Annotated in this window: 18 protein-coding genes; 4 read left to right on the forward strand and 14 right to left on the reverse strand. The window is 72.2% G+C overall.

Features of this window, described 5'->3' with window-relative positions:
- Positions 1-18 precede the first annotated feature (18 nt).
- The 8 genes from BG482_RS25440 to BG482_RS25475 form a co-directional block, all read right to left on the reverse strand.
- A complete protein-coding gene (locus BG482_RS25440) occupies positions 19-858 on the reverse strand; it encodes a class II glutamine amidotransferase (protein ID WP_069771461.1) in 840 nt (279 codons plus the stop codon).
- A 67-nt stretch (positions 859-925) separates the two neighbouring features.
- Positions 926-1360 (reverse strand): hypothetical protein, encoded by a 435-nt coding sequence (locus BG482_RS25445; RefSeq protein WP_069771462.1) that lies wholly within the window; start codon positions 1358-1360, stop codon positions 926-928.
- A gap of 116 nt (positions 1361-1476) precedes the next feature.
- The gene (locus BG482_RS25450; protein ID WP_069771463.1) at positions 1477-1908 is read right to left on the reverse strand and encodes an SHOCT domain-containing protein; all 432 of its coding nucleotides are present in this window, start codon (positions 1906-1908) and stop codon (positions 1477-1479) included.
- Positions 1909-2059: 151 nt separating this feature from the next.
- On the reverse strand, positions 2060-2770 hold the full coding sequence (locus BG482_RS25455; protein WP_079142133.1) for an HdeD family acid-resistance protein: 711 nt from the start codon (positions 2768-2770) through the stop codon (positions 2060-2062).
- 50 nt (positions 2771-2820) lie between these two features.
- The gene (locus tag BG482_RS25460) at positions 2821-3018 is read right to left on the reverse strand and encodes a hypothetical protein (protein ID WP_069771464.1); all 198 of its coding nucleotides are present in this window, start codon (positions 3016-3018) and stop codon (positions 2821-2823) included.
- Between the two features lie 130 nt (positions 3019-3148).
- Complete coding sequence (locus BG482_RS25465; RefSeq protein WP_069771465.1) at positions 3149-3670, reverse strand: hypothetical protein; 522 nt, start codon at positions 3668-3670, stop codon at positions 3149-3151.
- Between the two features lie 53 nt (positions 3671-3723).
- Complete coding sequence (locus BG482_RS25470) at positions 3724-5349, reverse strand: MFS transporter (RefSeq protein ID WP_069771466.1); 1626 nt, start codon at positions 5347-5349, stop codon at positions 3724-3726.
- Positions 5350-5511: 162 nt separating this feature from the next.
- On the reverse strand, positions 5512-8256 hold the full coding sequence (locus BG482_RS25475) for a LuxR C-terminal-related transcriptional regulator (RefSeq protein WP_069771467.1): 2745 nt from the start codon (positions 8254-8256) through the stop codon (positions 5512-5514).
- A gap of 297 nt (positions 8257-8553) precedes the next feature.
- Between BG482_RS25475 and BG482_RS25480 the strand changes: the two genes are divergently transcribed.
- Positions 8554-9366, forward strand: coding sequence for a PhzF family phenazine biosynthesis protein (locus BG482_RS25480; protein WP_069771468.1), 813 nt, complete (start codon positions 8554-8556; stop codon positions 9364-9366).
- A gap of 23 nt (positions 9367-9389) precedes the next feature.
- Here BG482_RS25480 and BG482_RS25485 read toward each other — a convergent pair whose 3' ends face one another.
- Positions 9390-10196, reverse strand: coding sequence for a CPBP family intramembrane glutamic endopeptidase (locus tag BG482_RS25485; protein ID WP_069771469.1), 807 nt, complete (start codon positions 10194-10196; stop codon positions 9390-9392).
- 725 nt (positions 10197-10921) lie between these two features.
- Positions 10922-12439, reverse strand: coding sequence for a hypothetical protein (locus BG482_RS25490; protein ID WP_069771470.1), 1518 nt, complete (start codon positions 12437-12439; stop codon positions 10922-10924).
- A 568-nt stretch (positions 12440-13007) separates the two neighbouring features.
- On the opposite strand from BG482_RS25490, the gene BG482_RS25495 reads away from it, so the two are divergent.
- The 3 genes from BG482_RS25495 (at position 13008) to BG482_RS25505 (ending at position 15585) form a co-directional block, all read left to right on the forward strand.
- Entirely contained in the window at positions 13008-13598 is a 591-nt protein-coding gene (locus tag BG482_RS25495; protein WP_069771471.1) for a hypothetical protein, read from the forward strand.
- Positions 13599-14018: 420 nt separating this feature from the next.
- Positions 14019-14207: a DUF5999 family protein gene (locus tag BG482_RS25500; RefSeq protein ID WP_057580598.1), complete on the forward strand. Its 189-nt coding sequence runs from the start codon at positions 14019-14021 to the stop codon at positions 14205-14207.
- 295 nt (positions 14208-14502) lie between these two features.
- Entirely contained in the window at positions 14503-15585 is a 1083-nt protein-coding gene (locus BG482_RS25505; protein ID WP_069771472.1) for a LacI family DNA-binding transcriptional regulator, read from the forward strand.
- Here the strand turns inward: BG482_RS25505 and BG482_RS25510 are convergent.
- The 4 genes from BG482_RS25510 to BG482_RS25525 form a co-directional block, all read right to left on the reverse strand.
- The gene (locus tag BG482_RS25510; RefSeq protein ID WP_069771473.1) at positions 15578-16651 is read right to left on the reverse strand and encodes an endo-1,4-beta-xylanase; all 1074 of its coding nucleotides are present in this window, start codon (positions 16649-16651) and stop codon (positions 15578-15580) included. The genes BG482_RS25505 and BG482_RS25510 overlap by 8 nt on opposite strands.
- A gap of 53 nt (positions 16652-16704) precedes the next feature.
- The gene (locus tag BG482_RS25515; protein WP_245970598.1) at positions 16705-17469 is read right to left on the reverse strand and encodes a carbohydrate ABC transporter permease; all 765 of its coding nucleotides are present in this window, start codon (positions 17467-17469) and stop codon (positions 16705-16707) included.
- Positions 17470-17612: 143 nt separating this feature from the next.
- Positions 17613-18611 (reverse strand): carbohydrate ABC transporter permease, encoded by a 999-nt coding sequence (locus BG482_RS25520; RefSeq protein WP_069771474.1) that lies wholly within the window; start codon positions 18609-18611, stop codon positions 17613-17615.
- A gap of 6 nt (positions 18612-18617) precedes the next feature.
- Positions 18618-19910 (reverse strand): extracellular solute-binding protein, encoded by a 1293-nt coding sequence (locus BG482_RS25525; RefSeq protein WP_069771475.1) that lies wholly within the window; start codon positions 19908-19910, stop codon positions 18618-18620.
- Between the last annotated feature and the right edge of the window lie 351 nt (positions 19911-20261).

Here is a 20261-nt window from a genome sequence, read left to right on the forward strand (position 1 = left end):
GCGGACCGCGCCACCGCCCTACGCCGTCCGGGGGGTGAACTCCAGGATCTCGTCGCCGTCGGGCTGCACGACGCCGTACGTGCTCTCGGGCACCTCGTTCCAGGCGCCGGGCAGGTCGCCCAGGGGCTCGGAGACGATCAGGCGGGTCTCGTCGGAGACCTCCCGCAGGAACGCCATGTCGGGGTGCAGCTCGCGCAGCGTCTCCACCCGGGTGCTGTAGAACAGCGAGCGCGACGCGCCCTGGGTGGAGTAGCGGAACGCCCACAGCCGCACCCCCTCGGTCACGGCGACCGTCATCTGGATCGGGAACTCCACGCCGTGCGCGTGCCCGACGCGTTCCACCAGGCCCACCATCCGTGCGACCGCGCCCGGCGGATCCTCCTCCAGCCCCAGGGTGAGGGCCAGGAAGAACATCAGCTCGGAGTCGGTGGAGCCCTCGATGTCGGGAAACAGCATCGGGTCGACGGCGAGGGCGAGCTCCCGGCGGATGCGGTGGAAGTCGGCGATCGCTCCGTTGTGCATCCACATCCAGCGGCCGTGCCGGAACGGATGGCTGTTGGTCTGCTGCACGGCCGTGCCGGTCGAGGCCCGGATATGGGCGAAGAACAGCGAGGAACGGACGTGTCCGGCGATCTCCCGCAGGTTGCGGTTGCTCCAGGCCGGGCCGATCTCCCGGACGACCGCCGGGGTCCCGTCCGCCCCGTCGGACGCGTACCAGCCGACGCCGAAGCCGTCGCCGTTCGTCGTCTCCACGCCCATCCTGGAGTGCAGGCTCTGGTCGATCAGGGAGTGGGCCGGCCGGTAGAGAATCGTTTCGAGCAGGATGGGGGTGCCTGAGTAGGCGAGCCAACGGCACATCTCCGCCACCTTCCTGGCAGTTCCGGACCACGGGACCGGACGGGACCGAAGCGCAGGGCCCGGCAGGTCAGTCCGCGAACCTGTCGGGCTTGACCACGCACAGAGCCCAGATGACGAACGCGGAGAAGGCGATCATCACCACGGACCACACCGGGTAGTACGGCAGGGAGAGGAAGTTGCCGATGACGATCAGTCCGGCGATGGCCACCCCCGCGACCCGTGCCCACATCGCTCCCGTGAACAGGCCCAGGCCGACGATCACGGCGACCGTGCCCAGGGCGAGGTGGATCCAGCCCCAGCCGGTGAGGTCGAACCGGAAGACGTACTGGCGGGTCGACACGAAGATGTCGTCCTCGGCTATCCCCATGATGCCGCGGAAGATGTCCAGCACTCCGGTGAGCAGGAGCGTGACGGCGGCGAAGGCCATCAGCCCGCCGGCCCAGGCCTGCCGGGTCGGATGCCGCTCGGCGGTCGTGCTGTCGCTGGTGTGCGTCTCGGTCATGCCGATGCCTCGATTCGTTGCCGTTCGGCGAGCCCTGAGCCGGGGCCCGGAGCAGGGAGCAGGGAGCCCTGCGGCCGGCGGCCGCAACCGCTCGGGGCCCGCCCGGAGTCGACGGTTCAGCGGCCGGGGCCGCTCAGGACCATTTGCTTCGCCTTCGCGAACTCCTCGTCCGTGATGTCGCCGCGGGCGCGGATCTCGGAGAGCCGGGCGAGTTCGTCGACGCTGCTGGAGGGGCCGCCGGTGCCCTTGGCCGTCTCGCGGACGTAGCTGTCGAAGGCCTGCTGCTGCTCGCGCGCCTGCGAGACCTCCCTGCGACCCATGTTCTTGCCGCGCGCGATCACATAGACGAACACGCCGAGGAAGGGCAGCACGACGCAGAAGACCAGCCAGCCGGCCTTGGCCCAGCCGCTGAGGTGATCGTCGCGCAGGATGTCGACGACGACCCGGAACAGCAGGACGAACCACATGATCCACAGGAAGAACACCAGCATGGTCCAGAAGGCGCTCAGCAGCGGATAGTCGTACGCGAGGTACGTGTCCCCACTCATCTCTTTCCTCCGTTCCGGGCTCTCGCCCGACAACCCGGCATGGCGTCGCATGCCGTTCCCAGCCTGCGCCGGGGGGGAACCGGCCGGCCTCACCCGGGACGGGTGAGCGCCGGAGGGCGAGCCCCGGCCGCCCCGGTGGTACGCGGGCGCATCAGACGGGCCCGGCGCGGCCGCCGCCGTCCCGGCCCCGATCCAGGTCCGGGTCCCGGTCCCGCACGGCCGTGCCGGCCCTGCGGACCGCGGCCCGCCAGGCGAAGGCGACGGCCGCCTCCACCAGAGCGAGCAGGACCAGCCACAGGCCCAGCAGCCGGGTCAGCGCCCGGGCCGACTCGGTGGGCAGGGCGAGCACCACGATCCCCGCCACGACGGCCAGCAACGCCGCGCCGACCACGACGCCCCGATGGGGCATGTCCTTGGTGGCGAGGGCAGTGAAGAGCGTGACGATGCCGGACACCAGCCACAGGACGCCGACGATCAGCGACAGCGCGGCGATGGTCTGCAGCGGATGCCGCAGGCACAACACGCCGGCCACCACGTAGAGCACCGCCAGCAGCAGTCCGGTCACCCGCGCGCCGCCGTCCTCCCCGGCGAAGGACGCCACGAACCGGAACAACCCGGTCGCCAGCAGATACAGGCCGATCAGGACCGCGAGGACGTGCAGGGTCTCGTCCGGCCAGACGAGGATCAGGATGCCCGGCACGAACGTGACGACCGCCGAACCGAGGATCCACGTCCAGGACCGCCCGAGCACGGCCAGCGCGGCGGACGGATCGCCGGTCGTCGGCACGGGACCCGGGCCCGGCTCGCCGGGGGGCCGGGGATCGGGGCCGGGGTGCGGTGCGGGACCAGGTGACACGCTCATGACTCCTCCTCGTGTCCTCGCGTCCGGCGAAGACGTCGGTCCCCGGAACGTCACTCCGGCAGCTGGCGCATCTCCAGGACCCGCAGCCCCAGGGACTGACAGCGGGCCAGCAGCCCGTACAGGTGCGCCTCGTCGACGACTTGCCCGAACAGCACGGTCTGGCCGGACATGACCACATGGTCCAGCTCCGGAAAGGCCTCGGTCAGCGCCTCCGAAAGCTGTCCTTCGACGCGGATCTCGTAGCGCATGAGCTGCTCCCGGGACGGCCTGGGACAGGCGGACTGCGCCCTCACCGCGATCCTCCGTCCCCCACGGTCCCCCGGCCTCACCCGCTGGAGGTGATAGCCGCGCGCGGGCGACCCGGTGGACGGGCAGGGGTCAGTGCGTCACCCAGAGCTTGAAGACGATGATCAGCAGACCGAGCACGAGGTTCACCGAGGCGGTGACCGCCACCAGGCGCCAGGAGGCTCCCGCGCGTCGGGCCGCCGCCGCCGACCAGCCCACCTGGCCGGCGACGGCGACCGCGAGAGCGAACCAGAGGGTGCCCGCCAGGTCGAGGCCGAGCAGCGGGCTGACGGCCACGGCGACGGCCGGCGGGACCGCGGCCTTGACGATCGGCCACTCGTCACGGCACACCTGCGCGACGATGCGCCGGTCCGGCCGCCGTTGCGCGAGCCGCGCCCCGAACAGATGGGCGTGCACATGCGCGACCCAGAACACGACCCCGGTGAGCAGCAGCAGAATCACGAGTTCCACCCGGGGCACCGACCCCAGGGTGCCCACGCCGACCACGACCGAGGCCGCGAGCATGGACCCGTAGACGCCTCCGGTGTAGTCGGCCGCGGCCCGGCGCTCGACGGCCTGCGCCCGACGGTGTGCGCCGTGGTCGGTCCCGGGCATCGCGCCTCCCGCGGCGAGTCGGACGGTCCGGGCCGGTCGGCCGGGCGGACCGGTCAGGGGGACGGGGACGGGCCGGTCGGCGCGTCGGACTCGGACCGGGACGGTCCCGCGGTCTTCGCGGTCGGCAGACCCCTCGTGACCAGGAAGCTGGCGAGGGTGATCCCGCCTGCGGCCAGGATCGCCGCTTTCAGACCGTTGAGCTGTGCCGACGCGTAGGAGTCCACGAGGGCGTCCACCTCGGCCGGCGGCAGCCCGGCGTCCTCGGCGGCCGTGCGCACCTCCGTGGTGGGGACGAAGCTGATGCCGGCCTCCAGGGCGACGCCGGTCTGGCGACGGGCCTCGTCCGAGAGGGCCGGCTGCTCCTCCACCTTGGTGGTGAACGCCTGGGCCAGCGCGCCGATCAGCAGCGACCCGATCAGGGCGGTGCCCAGTGCGGAGCCCAGGTTCTGCGCCGTGAACTGCAGCCCGCCGACCTCGCTGCGCTCCTCCTCGCCCACGCTGGACTGGACGACGTTGCCGAGCTGCGAGGCGAGCAGCCCCATGCCGACGCCGAGCAGCGCCATCGCCCCGGCGAACTGGGCGTCGTCGATGACCGGGTCGATGGTGGCCAGCAGCCACACCACGGCCCCGACCAGGGTCGCCAGCGCGATCCTGACCACCCGGCGCGGTCCCGCCACCCGGCCCAGCCGGGCGGCGAGCATGGAAGCGGCCAGCATGGTGATCGAGACGGGGAGCAGGCGCAGGCCGGTCTCGAAGGCGTCGAAGCCCTGCACCACCTGCAGATACAGCGGGATGGTGAAGAACAGGCCCAGCAGGATGAGGTTCTGGCTCAGCAGACACGTCAGGCCGGAGCGCAGTGCGGGCTTGCGCAGCAGCGTCAGATGCACCAGCGGTTCGCCGCCCCGGGCCTCCCTGCGCCGCTCCCAGTGCACGAAGAGGGCGAGCACGGCCGCTCCCGCGCCGATGACGAAGAGTGTGGGTGAGAAGCCCAGCACGGTGAAGGGCGGGTTGCGCGGCTGCACCCAGCCCCAGGTGCCGCTCTGCAGCACCCCGAGCACGCCGAGCGCCAGACCGGTCGCGGAGAGCGCGGCCCCGACGCCGTCGAGGCGGGGGGGCGGTCCGGTGCGCGGGGTGTCCGTGATCACGCGCCGGAAGCACAGCACGACCAGCACGACCACGACCTCGCCGACGAAGACCAGCCTCCAGGTGAGGTACGTCGTCACCCAGCCGCCCAGAAGCGGGCCGACGGCGATGCCCGCCCCGGCCAGACCTCCGATGACGCCGTAGGCCACGGCACGGTCCCGCCCCCGGTAGGACTCGGCGACCAGCGCCGCCATGGCCGGCAGGACCATCGCTGCCCCCAGCCCCTCGATGACCGACCAGCCCAGAGCGAGCACCCACAGGGTGGGGGCGGCTGCCGTGAGGGCCGATCCCGTCGCGTAGACGACGAGGCCGAGGAAGAAGAGCCGCCGTCGCCCGAAGATGTCGCCCAGCCGACCTCCGATGATCATGAAGGCCGCCATGACCAGGGCGTACAGGGTGATGACGGCCTGGATGGCGGTCACCTCCGTGTCGAAGTCCTCGACCAGCTGACTGATCGAGACGTTCATGACGGACGTGTCCAGGACCATCAGGAACTGGGCGGTGCCCAGCACCATCAGAGCCCGCCAGCGGGTCATCGTGTCCACCTCCTCATGGCACCCGGGAATCGGCGTCCCCGCCTCACCCGCTACGGGCGAGCCCGCCGACGCGCCCGGCCTCCCCGTTCGGGCCTCGGTCCATCGGGCCTCGGTCCATCGGGCCTCGGTCCATCGGGCGTCGTCCTCGCACGCCGCGGCCGTTCACAGCAGTCCCAGATCGCGGGCGCGGCGCACCGCCTCGTTGCGGCGGCTGACCGAAAGCTTCCGGTAGGCGCTCTTGAGGTGGGTCTTGACGGTGTTCACGGACAGATAGAGATCGGCGGCGATCTCCTGCGTCGACATGGCCAGGGCCAGCCTGCGCAGCACGTCGCGCTCGCGTCCGGTCAGCTCCTCGACCATCGGGGGCGGGGGGCCGTCCGACGGCCGGGCGTGGGGGTGGGCGTCCGTCGTCGGCCCGCGCGAGGCCGACGCGGCCAGGAAGGGACGGATCCACGGTCCGGCTTCGGCGAAGGGGCGCCGCAGGCCGTCGCGCCGGGCCTCGCGCAGCGCCAGGGCGACGAGTCCGCGTGCGGCGGCCCGCTCGCCCGCCTCGTCGGCCGCCTGGGCCCGCACCAGCAGGGCCCGGACCGTCACGGCGGGCCCGCAGCGGTCCTCGGCGCGCAGCCGGTCGAGCAGGTCGATCGCGGCCAGCGGCCTGCCGGCGGCGAGCTCGGCGCGGGCGGACGCCACCGTGCAGGCGGGGGTCGCCTCGGTCAGCTCCTGCAGCACCTTGACGGCCGTCTCGGGTCGGCCGTCGGCGAGATGCGCGGCGGAGACGACGAGCGCCGTCTGGCCCTGCGCCCAGGGCGAGGCGACGGCGGCCGGCACGGTCCGCTCCGCCGCGGCGAGCGCGGCCCCGATGTCGCCGCGGGCCAGGTGCAGCCGGGCGGTGGCGATGGCCCGGCCCGCCTCCATGACGGGGTCGCGCAGTGCGGGGTGCGGCTCCGCCGCCTCCGCCAGGAGGGCCTGGGCCAGGCTCAGGTCGTCGCGTTCGACGGCGACGGCGGCCAGCACCAGCCTTCCCATGCCGGAACCGGACGGCTGGGGCAGGCCGTAGCGCTCCATCTCGGTCAGCGCGGCACGGGCCGTGCGTTCCGCCCCGGCGAGCCGGCCGTTCAGGTAGTCGATCAGCGCCAGCCGGCCCAGCGAGTCCTCGCGGGCGAGCGCGGTCGAGGCCCCGGCGGCACTCCCCGCCGCCCCCGTCAGGGCGGTGTGCGCGTCCTCGAACCGTCCGGCCCACAGGCGCGCCGAGCCCAGGTGGGCGAGCAGGAGGGCGATGAGTTCGGGGTGCCTTTCCAGGAGGTGGGCGGGGACCACGTCGCGCAGTGTCTCGGCTGCCGTCGCGGCCACTTCCGCCCGGGCCGGGGCGCCGGTCAGCCGGGCCGCCAGCGCCTCCAGCAGGGCACACGTCAACCGGGCCTCCGCCAGTGCGGGATCACTGTCCGGCAGGCGCCACCCGGTGGTCGGGTCCGGCCGGCCCGGGAAAAGTTCCCCCAGATCCGCCGCCGGGCCGGCTCCGGCCGCCGTCAGGCCGAGTTCGGCGGCCAGGCCGTGCTCTGCCCGACGCAGGTGGCCGAGGCCCCGGTCGACCTCGTGCCGGGACAGATCACGGGCCGCCCGGACCAGCTCCGCGGCGGGGCCCGCGGCCTCCGGCCCCATCCGGGAGAACAGCTCGCCCAGCTCGTCCGAGCGCAGTCCGGTGAAGAGCCAGCCGATGGCAAGGTCGTCGACCAGCGCGTCCGCGGTGAACTGCCAGTCGCCGGCGGCGGCACCGTGTCCCAGCGTCTCCGTGAGCGAGCCCGAGCCGCGCAGCCATCGCGCGGCCCGCCGGTGCAGTTCGGTCTCCAGCCCCGGCGAACGCACCCGCAGATGGGCCCGGAGGATCTCGCCGAACAGCGGGTGCAGGCGGTACCAGTCCTGCTCCAGGTGCTCCACGAACGCGTTCGCGCGGCACAGGCCGGCCAGGATCGGTTCGGCGTCGGTCCGGCCGGTGAGCGCGTTGACCAGGTCGGGGCGGAACCGGTCGAGGACGCTCACCCGCAGCAGCAGGTCCTGGGTCGCGGCCGGCTGCTGCCCGAGCACCTCCGCCAGCAGGAAGTCGGCGACCGAGGTCCGGTCGGCCTCGAACTCCTTCAGATAGGTCTGGGGATCCGGCCTCTCGCGCGCGGCCAGAGCGCACAGCCGCAGGCCCGCGGCCCAGCCCCGGGTGCGTTCCACGAGCCCTCGTGCGGCGGATTCCGGAAGCCGCAGTCCGTGCAGCTCCAGCAGTTCGGTCGCCTCTTCGCAGGTGAAGGCGAGTTCCGCACCGCGGATCTCCGTCAGGTCGCCGGCCGCCCGGTAGCGGTGCAGCGGCAGCAGCGGCTCGGTGCGGGTGACGAGGATCAGGCGCAGGCCGTCGCCGGCGTGGCGCAGCACGAACTCGAGCTGCTCGGCGATCTCCGGGTCGGTGACCTGGTCGTACTCGTCGAGGACGACGACGACCGGCCGGTCCAGGACGCTCAGCTCGGCGGCCAGGCGTGCGAGCAGCGTCGGGGGCGCCCGGCCCGCGTCGGCCGGGCAGCCGATGGCGGCGGGCAGGGGCGTGCCGGACGCGCGCAGGGCCTGGAGCAGGTACGCCCAGAACATGCCCGGCTTCTGTCCCGCCGCATCGGTGGTGAGCCAGGCGACGGACGTCTCGCGCGCTGCGGCCCAGTCGGCCACCAGCAGCGTCTTGCCCGCCCCGGCAGGGCCGTTGACCATGGTCAAGGGCGTCTGCAGCGCCCGGTCGAGATGGCTGACCAGCCGCTCGCGCCGCAGAAAAGCCACCGGTCGGGGCGGTACGACGAACCGCGTGCGCAGAAACGGATCCCCCTGGGGATCCGCGTCCGGCGCCGCCCGCTCGGCGTCGCTCTCCTCGAGCTCGCTCATGGCGCTCACCGCCCCTGGTCCTGAGGTCGTGGGTAGCGCTGCGCTCCTCCCTCAATATCCCAGCCTTCGGTCGGCGCCGCGCTGCGAGCGGACCGAGGTAGGGGGCAAGCCCGAGGCGGGCGGACAGGCAGGCGGACGGACGGGCCGAGGCGGGCAGACGGGCCGAGGCGGACGGGCGGGCCCAGGCGGGCCGGCCGAGGCGGACGCGCGGACGGGCCGGGGCGTCGGCGGAATCCGGGCCAGGACCCTCGGATTGGCCTTGGCCGGCGAGCGCGGCGACCCCCTAGCGTCGGCGGCATGCGGATTCACATCGTCGACGCCTTCACCGATCGCCCGTTCGCCGGCAACCCGGCCGGGGTAGTGCTCCTGGACGCCTTCCCGGACGACGGCCGACTGCAGAACGTGGCCCTGGAGGTCAACCACGCCGAAACGGCGTTCGCCCACCCGCTCCCGGAGGGCGGCGAGGCGGACTGGGCCCTGCGCTGGTTCACGCCGGTCGCCGAGGTCGCCATGTGCGGCCACGCCACGCTCGCCACGGCCCACATCCTGCGCACGACCGGCGCGCACGAGGGCCCGGTGCGCTTCGCCACCCGCAGTGGTGTGCTGGTGGCCACGCCCGCCGAGGACGGCTCGATCACCCTGGACTTCCCGACCGCCCGCCTGACGAGGGCCGAGATCCCGGCCGGCGTCGCCGAAGCCCTGGGCGCCGAGCCGCTGACCTGCTTCGACACCGGCCCGCAGATCGGCGACCTGCTGGTCGAGGTGGCCGACGAGAAGACCGTGCACGCGCTGCGCCCGCACCACAGGGCGCTGGCCGCCTACTCCCGTCGCGGCGTCATCGCCACCGCCCGCGCCGAGAACCCGGAGCTGGGGTACGACTTCGTCTCCCGCTGCTTCTTCCCCAACGTCGGCATCGACGAGGACCCGGTGACGGGCAGCGCCCACACCGCGCTCGCCCCCTTCTGGTCCGAGCGGCTCGGCCGCGCCGGCCTCACGGGACTGCAGGCCTCCCCCCGCTCCGGCCGCGTCCGCACCGAACTGCGCGGGGACCGCACGCTGCTGACCGGCCGCGCGGTCACCGTCATCGAGGGGGAACTGCTCGCCTGGTGAAACTCCCGGTGAAGGGGGGCGGCTCACGCCGTCGGGAGCCAGCCCACCTTCCCCGCGAGCAGCGCGTACCCCACGAAGGCTCCGATGTCGAGCAGGGAGTGCGCCACCACGAGGGGGCCCACCCGGCCCCAGCGCCGGTAGAGGTAGACGAAGACGACGCCCATCACCATGTTGCCGATGAAGCCGCCGATGCCCTGGTAGAGGTGGTACGAGCCGCGCAGCACGGCGCTGGCCACGAGGGCGGTCCCCGGCGTCCAGCCCAGCTGGCCGAGCCGGCGCAGCAGGTAGCCGACGACGATGACCTCTTCGAGGATCGCGTTCTGCAGCGCGGACATGATCAGCACCGGGTACTTCCACCAGACGTCCGGGAGGGCTTCCGGCACCACCGTGAGGTTGAAGCCGAGTCCGCGCGCCGCCAGGTAGAACGCGATGCCGGTGCTTCCGATCACCGCTGCGATCGCCGCCCCCCGGCCGAGGTCCGGCCAGGGCCGGGTGCGGTCGAAGCCCAGCGTCCGCAGCCCGCGCCCCTCGCGCTCGCGCAGCAGGAAGTGCGCGACGAGGGCGACGGGGACGAGCGCCGTGGCGATCCCGAAGAGCTGCCAGGCGAGATCGAGCCAGGGGCGGCCCGGTGCGGCGGAGGCGTTGAGCGTCGCCGCCTGGTCCTTCAGGCCTCCCGGCTTGGTGACCGATCCGACGAAGCTGATCAGCGCGGACACACCGCTCGCGCCGAGCGAGAGCGCCAGGACGAGCAGCGTCTCGTCCCGGAGCATCCGTCGCGAAAGTCCGTCCCGCGAAAAGGAATCGGCCACCTGTCCCGCCTCCACCTGCACACTTGCCTCCAGTCGCGTGAACACACCGCATCCCCGCATCTGCCTCGCCAGGGTCTCGAAAGAAGTGGAGACATCCGTGCGCGACAGGCCGCCGGGGGGACGGGCACCGTACGGGGCGTACCTCCCCTTCGCATGCCGTTCGGCGGGAATCCGCCACGGAGTCCGACAGGGAGGGGCGGCACCGTCATGGGACGTCACAGCTTGCCCGATCCGTACGGGGCGGGCGGCAGCGCCCCCCGCTCTCACCCCGGTCGCCGCTCCGCGCCGGGTCGCGCCGGGCCCTTCGTCCTGATCACCGCCGGGGACGCCGGGGCGGCGCTGCGGGGCGCCTCGCATCCGGTCCCCCGCCACGGACCGCTCGCACATGGCGGCGGCCTGGATCCCCACCGCCTGCGCTCACCGCCTGCACCGAGGACGACGAGACCGGGGCGTGGGAGTGCGGGAGTCGTCCGTGAGACCGGCCGGGGATCAGGACCACCACGTGTGCTTCCGACGGGCGGCTCGGCGACGGCGCGGACGGCGGCGACGGCGGTGAGGGCGGCGACGGCCTACGAAGCAGGGGCGTGCCCCGCACCCGGACGCCGTGCGACGGGAACGCCGGCCGAGGTGGCCAAGGGGCGACGGACCGGCCGGCGGTCCCGGACCAGCCTGCGGCGGGGCGCGGCGCGGTCAGCCGCGCCCTGCTGCGAGCGTCCGCCCGTACGCCTCCCGCCGACGACCCGGCCTCACCCCAGTGCGGCCGGCTCCGGCAGGCCCACGGGCCAGGTGTGCACGGGCTCTCCGAGGTGCATGAGCTCCGCGTACCGTCGCGTGGTGGCGGCCAGCGCCGTATCGCGCGGCAGTCCCGCCTCCAGCGCCCGGTGGAACGTCGCCACCTGCCAGGTCGCCCCGTTGGCCCGTCGTCGGCAGCGCTCGTCGATGACCCCCAGATACAGATCGCGGTCGGCGGGCTCCACGCCCCACGCGTCCAGCCCCGCCTCGGCCAGCGGCAGCAGCTCGTCCCGGACGAGACTCACCGCGTCCACCTCGACCAGGCCGCCCAGCCGTCCCCGCCGGGGCCACTGCAGCCGCGCGTCGATCCCGTGCCGGCAGGCCGCCTCGAAGTTGGCGGCGGCCGTCTCGAACGGCAGCCGGGACCACACCGGCCGGGACTCCTCGGCCAGCGACCGTACGAGGCCGTAGTAGAAGGCCGCGTTGGCGATCACGTCGGTCACGGTCGGCCCCGCGGGCAGCACCCGGTTCTCCACCCGCAGGTGCGGAACGCCGTCGGCGATGCCGTAGACGGGCCGGTTCCAGCGGTAGACCGTGCCGTTGTGCAGGACGAGTTCGGCGAGCGAGGGCACCCCGCCCGCGTCCAGGACCTCCAGCGGGTCCTCCTCGTCGCAGATCGGCAGCAGCGGCGGGAAGTAGCGCAGGTTCTCCTCGAACAGTTCGTGAGCCGAGCTGATCCACCGTTCCCCGAACCACGTCCGGGGCCGGACGCCCTGCGCCTGGAGCTCTGGCGGCCGCGTGTCGGTGGCCTGCTGGAACAGCGGGGGACGCGACTCGCGCCACAGCTCGTGGCCGAACAGGAAGGGTGAGTTGGCCCCGACGGCGATCTGCGCGGCGGTGACCGCCTGCGCGGCGTTCCACACCGCGGGGAAGCGGGCCGGCGTGACCTGGAGGTGCAGTTGCACGGAGGTGCAGGCCGCCTCGGGCACGATCGACTTCGAGGTGCACGACAGCCGCTCGACCCCGTCGATCTCCAGGGTGAAGTCCTCGCCGCGCGCGGCCACGATCTGGTCGTTGAGCAGCGTGTAGCGGTCGACGTCGGAAAGGTTGGTCGACACCAGGTCGTCCCGGTCGAGCGTCGGCAGAATACCGATCATCACGATTCCGGCGTCGACCTCGCCCGCCTTTCGGTGGGCATATGCCAGCGACGTGGTGATTTCCTCGGCGAGCCTGTCGAATACCCGGCCGCCCAATCGGTGTGGGGCTATGTTGACTTCCAGGTTGAACATGGCGAGTTCTGTTTGGAAATCACGACTCGCGATCCTCTCCAGTACCTCGCCATTCAACATTTTCGGCTGGCCGTCGTCGCCCGCGAGATTCAGTTCGATCTCAAGACCCATGAGGTTCTTGGGGCGGTCGAAGCGCTTCTGGGCCAGGAGCCGCTCGAGCCCCGTCAGACACCGTCGGAGCTTGTCCCGGTAGTGCTGACGATCGGACAGGTCGAATGCGCCTGCCACGACCTTCTCGCCCATCGAAGCGTCCCTCCTCGTGCGGCGGTCCGGCCGTCCCGGCCGCCGGGTGTCCCTGACAGGAAGGATGATGCCCAGCCCGGCGGATCGATAACGTCCCCGGCCGTCCACGGCACCCGCTACGCTGACCGAAAGCCGCCCGCAGCGTTCCGTTGGCACATTCACCGGGCATGCGGCACAGGAGCCCTTTCGCGAATCAAGGTCTCGTGAAAAACGCCGACGAAAATGGGCCGACCGCTACCCGCGCATAACCCGAGGTCATCGCGGCGCCACTCCCGGTGAATCGGGATGATTCACACGTATCGCCGACCGAATGAACCCTTGTCGTGTAACCGGGGATCGACTAGACGAAACACAGTCTGAACACATGTCGTATAAACTCCGCGAACAAGGCAGAGAAGGTTGGCGCCCACGGTCGAAGGAGCCTGTCGTCGAGATGACGGCAGGCCGCTCGCGCACCCGAGCCCCCCCAGGCCCGGCCCCCGCCTCTCCGACCCCCGAGAGCTAGCTGACAGCGCCGTCCGCCCCCGCCCTCGCGCCACCGTGCCTGTCGAATGAGAGGCGACCCACCATGCCTTTGCATGTCCCCCCGGCTCCCGCGCCCGCCCTACGCTCCGTCCTCACGGCACTCGGTTCCCCCACCGCGGTCCGCGAGGCTCGTACGCCCGCCCTGCGCACCGCACAGCAGGAGGCAGTCCCGGACCATCCGCTGCCCCTGCACGTCCTGGACGCGATCAGCGCGGAAGGCGTGGCCGAGACCCGGCTGGCCGGATGGCGCTTCCTGATCCGCTGCGACGAGCGCGCCGTGGCCGCGGCCGAGACCCGGCTCACCCCGGACGGGTGGGCGTTCTCGCACTTCTTCGAGGGCCCCTACATCGCCTCCACCGAACGCGCCCTGCGGCAGGCCGAGTCGGCGACCCAGCCGTACCAGGCGCGCCTGCTGTCGGTGCCGGGCCTCTACATGCTGACGCTCTGGCTGCACGGCGACTGCGCCTCGGACGGCACCACGGGGCACCCCGATCCGACCGACCTGCTGGTACCGCTCGCCCCCGCGCCCCCCGGTATCGCCGCCCACCGCCCGCACCGGGTCGCCGAACTGCTCCCGGTGCTGACCCTCCGGGTGACCCCGGCGCCTCCGCCCCTCCTCGGCTCGCCCGCCTGACCCGTCCGATCCGCCCGGTCAGCCCGGTCAGTCAGGCCAGTCCCCTCAGCCCGTACCCCGTACCCCGTCGCCGTGGCCCCGGCGGCGGGGTACGGCAGTGCCGGGCGGCGCTCACCGGGCGGAGGACCGCCGTACGGGAAAGATCACCGGGCGGCCCCAGGGGACTAGCCCCATCCGGCCACCGAGAACCACCCGAAGTGACAGTGCGGTTGGGATGAACCGCCCGCGCGGGTGACGCGTCATGAACCTGTGAGAAGCGGTGCCGCGAAATCCCTGCGGAACGACCTCCGTAGGGCAACACTGGGTTCCGACGACGTATCACAACGGGGGGCGGCCATGAACGACGCTTCAAGCCGCGGGACAGACACGACCGATACGACAGCCATCTCACTCATCACGCCAGAGCGGAAGTTCCCATCCATGTGCCAGCACCAGCCACCGTGCCCGACAGCGACCTCAGCCGACCGGGAGTCCGCCCGTCTCGTGGCGCACCACCCGGAACAGGGCTGGAGCCTGCTGTGCAACGGCGTCCTGCTCTTCGAGGACACCGGTGAGCTCCTGCCGGACGGCCGGGTCATCGCCCCCCACCGGGTCGTGACCGCCGCCTAGAGCCTGTCCGGACGGCGCGGGACCGCCGTCCGGAGACCTGTGGGGCCGGCCGCAGACACTTCTGCGCACCGGCCCCGACGCGTGTCCGGAACTGTTCACTCCCCGTAGCCCCCCGGCTCCGGACCGACGCACGACCCCCGGCCTCCCCGGAACGCCCCCTCGGGCATCGCTCGCACGACTCCTCGAAGATCCCCCCGACCGTCGCTCCGGACGTCTTCCCACGACCGCGCACCTTCCGGAAGACTCCTGGAAGTTTCGGCGCGGCGACCGGAACGGGGTGACGGAGGTGGGGGAAGTGACGACACAGGACAGGGCGCCCGCGTCCGGGGGCAGAGTCACGATCACGGAGATCGCCCGCCGGGCCGGCGTCTCCGTGCCGACCGTGTCCCGCGTGGTCAACGGCCGCTCCGACGTCTCCCCGCGGACCCGGGCCAGGGTCGAGGACCTGCTGCGCCTGCACGGCTACCGCAAGCGCCCCGCCGCCTCCCCGGCCCGCGCCACGCTGCTCGACCTGGTCTTCAACGATCTCGACAGCCCCTGGGCCGTGGAGATCATCCGCGGCGTCGAGGAGGTCGCCCACGCGGCGGGCGCGGGCACCGTGGTCTCGGCGATCCACGGCCGCTCGGGCGACGCCCGCGAGTGGATGCGCAACCTGCGCTCGCGCGCCTCCGACGGCGTCATCCTCGTCACCTCGGCGCTGGAACCCACCCTGCACGAGCAGTTGCGGATCCTGGGTGTCCCGCTGGTCGTCGTCGACCCGATGGGCTCCCCCGCCGACGACACCCCGACCATCGGCGCCGCCAACTGGTCCGGCGGTCTCGCGGCCACCGAACACCTGCTGGCGCTGGGCCACCGCCGGATCGGCCTGATCGCGGGCCCGCCCAGGCTGCTGTGCTCCCGGGCCCGCTTCGACGGCTACCGCGCGGCCCTGGAGGCGGCCGGCCTCGCCGTCGACGACACCCTCGTCGTCCCCGGCGACTTCCGCCCGGAGTCGGGCTTCACCGGCTGCACCGCCCTGCTCGACCTTCCCGAACCGCCCACCGCCGTGTTCGCGGCGAGCGACCAGATGGCGCTCGGCGCGATCGAGGCGCTGCGCCGGCGCGGACTGCGCGCGCCGGAGGACATGAGCGTGGTCGGGTTCGACGACCTGCCGGAAGTGCGCTGGTCGGCGCCGCCGTTGACGACCGTCCGCCAGCCCCTGGCCGACATGGGCAAGCTCGCCGTCCGCACGGTCCTCGGCCTGGCCCGCGGGGAGCGCCCGGACTCGCCGCGGGTGGAACTGGGCACGGAGCTGGTGGTGCGGTCGAGCACCGCACCACCGCGCGGCCGGTTCCCGTCCCTTCCCTCCGACCCGGTCCGCAGGCCCGGCCCTAGCTGAGAGCCTCCCGGATCGCCCGGTAGGCCGGCTTGGGTGCCAGGTGCTCGTCCCAGGGCAGGGCGGCCCCCTCCTCGGGGAACACCGCCGGGATCCAGGAGTACTTGTCGGTGTAGTCCCAGATGGTGACGCCGACGCAGCGCCGCACCGCGAGGCACGCCTCGGTCAGGTCCCGGTACCAGTCGGCCTGCTGGGCCAGCTTCTCGTCGGTCGCGGGCAGCAGCATCCGTACGTCGACCTCGGTGAGGGCGGTGTCCAGGCCGAGCCGGGCGAAACGGCGGAGGTTGTCCTGCAGGGTCGTCGGATAGCCGTACTGCAGGGCGAGATGGGCCTGCAGGCCGATGCCGTCGAGCGGGACGCGCCGGGCCTTCAGCTCCTTGGCCAGGGCGTAGTAGGCGTCGCTCTTGGGGCCGACGGCCTCGATGTTGTAGTCGTTGAGGTAGAGCTTCGCCTTCGGGTCGGCCTCATGGGCCCATCGCAGGGCGTCGGCGATGTAACCGGGGCCGAGGGTCTTGTAGAACACGGTCTCCCGGTAGGTGCCGTCCTCGTTGAACGCCTCGTTGACGACGTCCCACGAGTAGACCTGGCCACGGTAGTGGCGCACCTCGGTCTGGATGTGCTTCTTCAGGACGGCGCGCAGCTCGCCGGCCGTCCACTCCCGGCCGGTGAGCCAGGCGGGCAACTGGCTGTGCCAGACGAGGGTGTGGGCGCGGACCTTCTGGCGGTGCCCGCGCGCGAGAGCGACGATCTCGTCGCCCGCCGTCCAGTCGAAGACGCCCTGCTGCGGCTCGGTGGCGTACCACTTCATGCCGTTGCCGGGGGTGATCATGTCGAACTCGCGGCCGAGGATCTTCGTGTACGCGGCGTCGGTGAGCTCGGGGTTGTCCGTGGCGCTGCCGAAGTACCGGCCGTGGCGCTGCGCGAGGTCGGCGAGGGTGGCCCGGGGTTTTCCCTGCCCCGGTCGCTCGTGCGCCTGTGCGGCGGGCCCGGTGACGACACCGGCGGCGACGAGGACGGCGGCGAGGGCTCCGGCGAGTCTGAGCCGGGTGCGGACGGCGGTGCTGGGCATGGTGCGACTCCTCACGTCGGGTGGGTGTGAGCCGAACGGTTCGCGGGGGCGCGTCACCCCTTGGTGGCGCCGGCGGCGAGACCGCCGACGAGCTGGCGCTCGGCGACGGAGTAGAAGGCCAGGGCGGGGACCATGGCGAGGACGAGGTAGGCGAACACACGGGCGTACTCGGCGGAGTACTGGCCCTGGAACTGCTGCACACCGATCGGCACGGTCCACCACGTGGGCTCGTTGAAGACCAGCAGCGGCAGGAGGAAGTTGTTCCAGCTGCCGACGACGGCGAGCACGGACACCGTGCCGAGGGCCGGCCTCGCCATGGGCAGCAGGACCCGCCAGAAGAAGCCGAAGGGCCCGCAGCCGTCCAGGGTGGCCGCCTCCTCCAGCTCGGCGGGGATCTCCCGGAAGAAGCCGCGCAGGATGACGATGGTCACCGGCAGTCCGAACGCCGCCTGCGGCAGGATCACGCCGAGCGGGTTGTCCAGCAGACCGATGGAGCGCAGCAGCAGGAACAGGGGCAGCGCCGCCACCGCGAAGGGGAACATCAGCCCCATCGTGAACAGGGTGAACAGCACCTCCCGCCCGCGGAAGGCGAACCGGGCGAAGGAGAACGCGGCGAGCGCGGACACCGCGACGACCACCACGGTGGTGCCCACGGCGATGAGGGTGCTGCTGCCGACCAGCCGCCAGAACGAGCCGGAGCCCAGGATGTCGGTGTAGTTGGAGGGGACCCACGGGTCGGGCAGGCCGATGGGGTTGCGGGAGAGCTGGTCGGTGGACTTGAACCCGGACAGCACGGCGTAGACGAGCGGTACGGCCATGACCGCGCCGGCGATCACGAGCACCAGGTGCAGCGGAAGGGTCCGCCCGGTCCGGCCGCCCGCGCGGGCGCGCCGGTCGCTCCGGTCGCTCCGGCGGGAGCTCCGGTCGGCCCCGCGGGCGGCGGGGCCGGTCTTGACGACGCTCACGAGCCGCCTCCTCGCATGGTCGTGGTGGCGCCCTGGAGGTCGCGGCGGAGCACGAACCGCTGGTAGGCGAGGGCGAAGACGAGGCAGATGCCGAACATGGCCACGCTGATCGCGCTGGCGTATCCGACCTGGTAGCGCTTGAAGCCGTACTGGAACATGGTCACGGCCATGGTCTCGGAGTGGTGGTCGGGCCCGCCCGCGGTGGTCACCCACACCAGGTCGAAGAGCTGGATCGCGCCGATGACGGACAGGAACACGCTGATGCGCAGGGTCGGCGCGAGCAGCGGCAGCGTGACGTTGCGGAAGCGCTGCCAGGGGCCCGCTCCGTCGATCAGCGCCGCCTCGGTCAACTCGGCCGGGATGGACTGGAGTCCGGCCAGGTAGAGCATCATGTGGAAGCCGAAGTACTTCCACGTCATGACCAGGAAGAGGGTCGCCATCACGGTGGAGGGATCGGCGAACCACTGCCCGCCGGCCCCGTCCAGGCCGACCGCCCCCAGCACATGGTCGGCGAGGCCGTCGTCCGGGGCGAAGATCATGCTGAACAGCACGCCGGTGATCGCCTCGGAGAGGATGTACGGCGCGAAGAACAGCATCCGGTACGCGGCCCGGCCGCGGATGCGCTGGTTGAGCGCGACGGCCAGGGCGAGCGCGAACGGCAGTTGCAGGGCGAGCGAGAGGCCCACCAGGAGCAGGCAGCGCCACAGGTCGCCCAGGAACACCGGGTCCTGGAAGAGACGGGTGAAGTTGTCGCCGCCGACGAAGTCCTCGGGCATGCCGAAGCCGCCCCAGCGGAAGAACGCGGCGTAGAGCGCGAACAGCATCGGAAGCAGCACCAGCGTGCCGAACAGCACCAGCGCGGGCGCCTGGAAGGCGACGGCGGTGAGCCAGTGCAGTGTCCGCCGCCGCGCCCGTCCCCGGCCCGCGCCGGCGACGGGAAGCGGGGGTGTGATGTCCGGACCGCTGCGCTTGTCCGGGAGGAAGGTGGAGGTCATCGCCGGCTACTGCTCTTCCTTCGCGACCTTGGTGATCGACTGGGCGACCTGTTGGGGCGATTTCGAACCGGCGATCAGAGCGGCGACGCTGTCGTTGACCTCCTGGCCGAGCGCGGGCGCGTACGCCTGGTCCAGGTAGAGCTGGAATCCGGTGGCACCCTTCAACTGCGCCTGCACGGCCTTGATGTTGGGGTCGGTGAGGGCGCTCTCCGCGGCCGGGACGATGGGCAGCGTGCTGGTCTTCTTGACCAGGATGGTGTCCGTGGCGGCGGAGGCGAAGAACTTCAGGAAGTCGACGGCCGCCTGCGGGGCGCCCTTGCGCAGCGCGTGCCCGCCTCCTCCGCCGAACACCTCGGTGATCACGCCCTTGCCGCCGTCGACCGCCGGAAACGGGAAGAAGCCGAGGTTCGCGCCGAGTCCCTTGCCCGCGTCGGCCTCCACGACCGGCGCCCACTGGCCCATGAGTTCCATCGCCGCCTTGCCGTTGCCGACGGCGGCGGCCTGACCCGTGGGGCTGGAGTAGGCGGCGCCGAGGTAGCCCTTCTGGAACGGCTGCAGGTCGACGAGGTCCTGCAGGTGCTGTCCGGCCTGGACGAACCCGTCCCCGGTGAAGTCCTTGTCGTCGCCCGCCTTGCGCAGGGCGTCGACGCCCGCGGTGCGCATCGCGAGATACGCCCAGTAGTACATGCCGGGCCACTTCTCCTTGCCGGCCAGGGCGAGCGGGGTGATCCCGGCGGCCTTCAGCTTGCGCACGGCGTCGAGGAACCCGCTCCAGGTGGTGGGGGGCCCGGCGACGCCGGCCTGCTTGAAGAGCGCCTTGTTGTACCAGAAGCCGATCATGCCGATGTCGAACGGGATGCCGTACGCCTTGTCGTCGACCAGATACGGCTGCCGGGCCACCTTCATCAGGCCCTCGGACCAGTCCTTCGTGCGGTCGGTGAGGTCCTCGACGAGCCCGGCGTCGACCTGCTGCCGCAGGACGCCGCCGCCCCAGGTGTGAAAGATGTCGGGGAGCTTCCCGGATGCGGTCAGCGCCGTCATCTTCGATTTGTAGGCGTCGTTCTCCAGCTGAACGATCTTCACCTTGACCTTGGGGTTCTGCGCCTCGAACTGCTTGGCCAGCGCCGCCCAGACGTCCTTCGTCGGCTGCGTGGTGGAGATGTTCCACCACTCGATGGTGGTCGTCCCGGACGACCCTCCGTCCGAGTCGCCGCCGCAGGCGCTCAGTGCCGTCATGCTGACACCGGCCGCGGCGGAGGCCGCCAGGAAGCCGCGGCGGGAGAGTGCCGGGTCGCCCATCATGCGCTCCTTGATAGATCGAAAGTTTCGAACCAGATCCAGAAAGGTTCGCTGCTGCCGCACCCTAGAGACACCCTCCGACGGGTGGCAACCCCTTGAACGCAGGTATTCCGGGGGCCACTTCAAAGAAGAAGGCCAGACGCAACCCTTGATCACATCGAAACATTCGGGTTCGTCGGCGAACCTTACGAAGCCGGAGAGAGACGAAAGCCCGACTGGCCGGTTCCTCGCCCCGCGCGACGTGACGCTGCGTGTTCCGGTCACCGCTCCCGCCCGGCCCGCGACCAGTCTTAACGGAAGCTTGACGCCGTTCGACCCTTCATCCACGGGCCCGAGCGTCACTCTCCGCTT

Source organism: Streptomyces sp. LUP30 (assembly GCF_001746365.1).
Taxonomy (GTDB): domain Bacteria; phylum Actinomycetota; class Actinomycetes; order Streptomycetales; family Streptomycetaceae; genus Streptomyces.

Coding starts and splice junctions, on each gene's coding strand:
- BG482_RS25520 (WP_069771474.1), bottom strand. CDS start 18,611: ATGACCTCCACCTTCCTCCCGGACAAGCGCAGCGGTCCGGACATCACA.
- BG482_RS25455 (WP_079142133.1), bottom strand. CDS start 2,770: ATGAGCGTGTCACCTGGTCCCGCACCGCACCCCGGCCCCGATCCCCGG.
- BG482_RS25470 (WP_069771466.1), bottom strand. CDS start 5,349: ATGACCCGCTGGCGGGCTCTGATGGTGCTGGGCACCGCCCAGTTCCTG.
- BG482_RS25440 (WP_069771461.1), bottom strand. CDS start 858: ATGTGCCGTTGGCTCGCCTACTCAGGCACCCCCATCCTGCTCGAAACG.
- BG482_RS25465 (WP_069771465.1), bottom strand. CDS start 3,670: ATGCCCGGGACCGACCACGGCGCACACCGTCGGGCGCAGGCCGTCGAG.
- BG482_RS25495 (WP_069771471.1), top strand. CDS start 13,008: ATGCCTTTGCATGTCCCCCCGGCTCCCGCGCCCGCCCTACGCTCCGTC.
- BG482_RS25515 (WP_245970598.1), bottom strand. CDS start 17,469: ATGGCCGTACCGCTCGTCTACGCCGTGCTGTCCGGGTTCAAGTCCACC.
- BG482_RS25480 (WP_069771468.1), top strand. CDS start 8,554: ATGCGGATTCACATCGTCGACGCCTTCACCGATCGCCCGTTCGCCGGC.
- BG482_RS25445 (WP_069771462.1), bottom strand. CDS start 1,360: ATGACCGAGACGCACACCAGCGACAGCACGACCGCCGAGCGGCATCCG.
- BG482_RS25500 (WP_057580598.1), top strand. CDS start 14,019: ATGTGCCAGCACCAGCCACCGTGCCCGACAGCGACCTCAGCCGACCGG.
- BG482_RS25450 (WP_069771463.1), bottom strand. CDS start 1,908: ATGAGTGGGGACACGTACCTCGCGTACGACTATCCGCTGCTGAGCGCC.
- BG482_RS25475 (WP_069771467.1), bottom strand. CDS start 8,256: ATGAGCGAGCTCGAGGAGAGCGACGCCGAGCGGGCGGCGCCGGACGCG.
- BG482_RS25490 (WP_069771470.1), bottom strand. CDS start 12,439: ATGGGCGAGAAGGTCGTGGCAGGCGCATTCGACCTGTCCGATCGTCAG.
- BG482_RS25525 (WP_069771475.1), bottom strand. CDS start 19,910: ATGGGCGACCCGGCACTCTCCCGCCGCGGCTTCCTGGCGGCCTCCGCC.
- BG482_RS25460 (WP_069771464.1), bottom strand. CDS start 3,018: ATGCGCTACGAGATCCGCGTCGAAGGACAGCTTTCGGAGGCGCTGACC.
- BG482_RS25510 (WP_069771473.1), bottom strand. CDS start 16,651: ATGCCCAGCACCGCCGTCCGCACCCGGCTCAGACTCGCCGGAGCCCTC.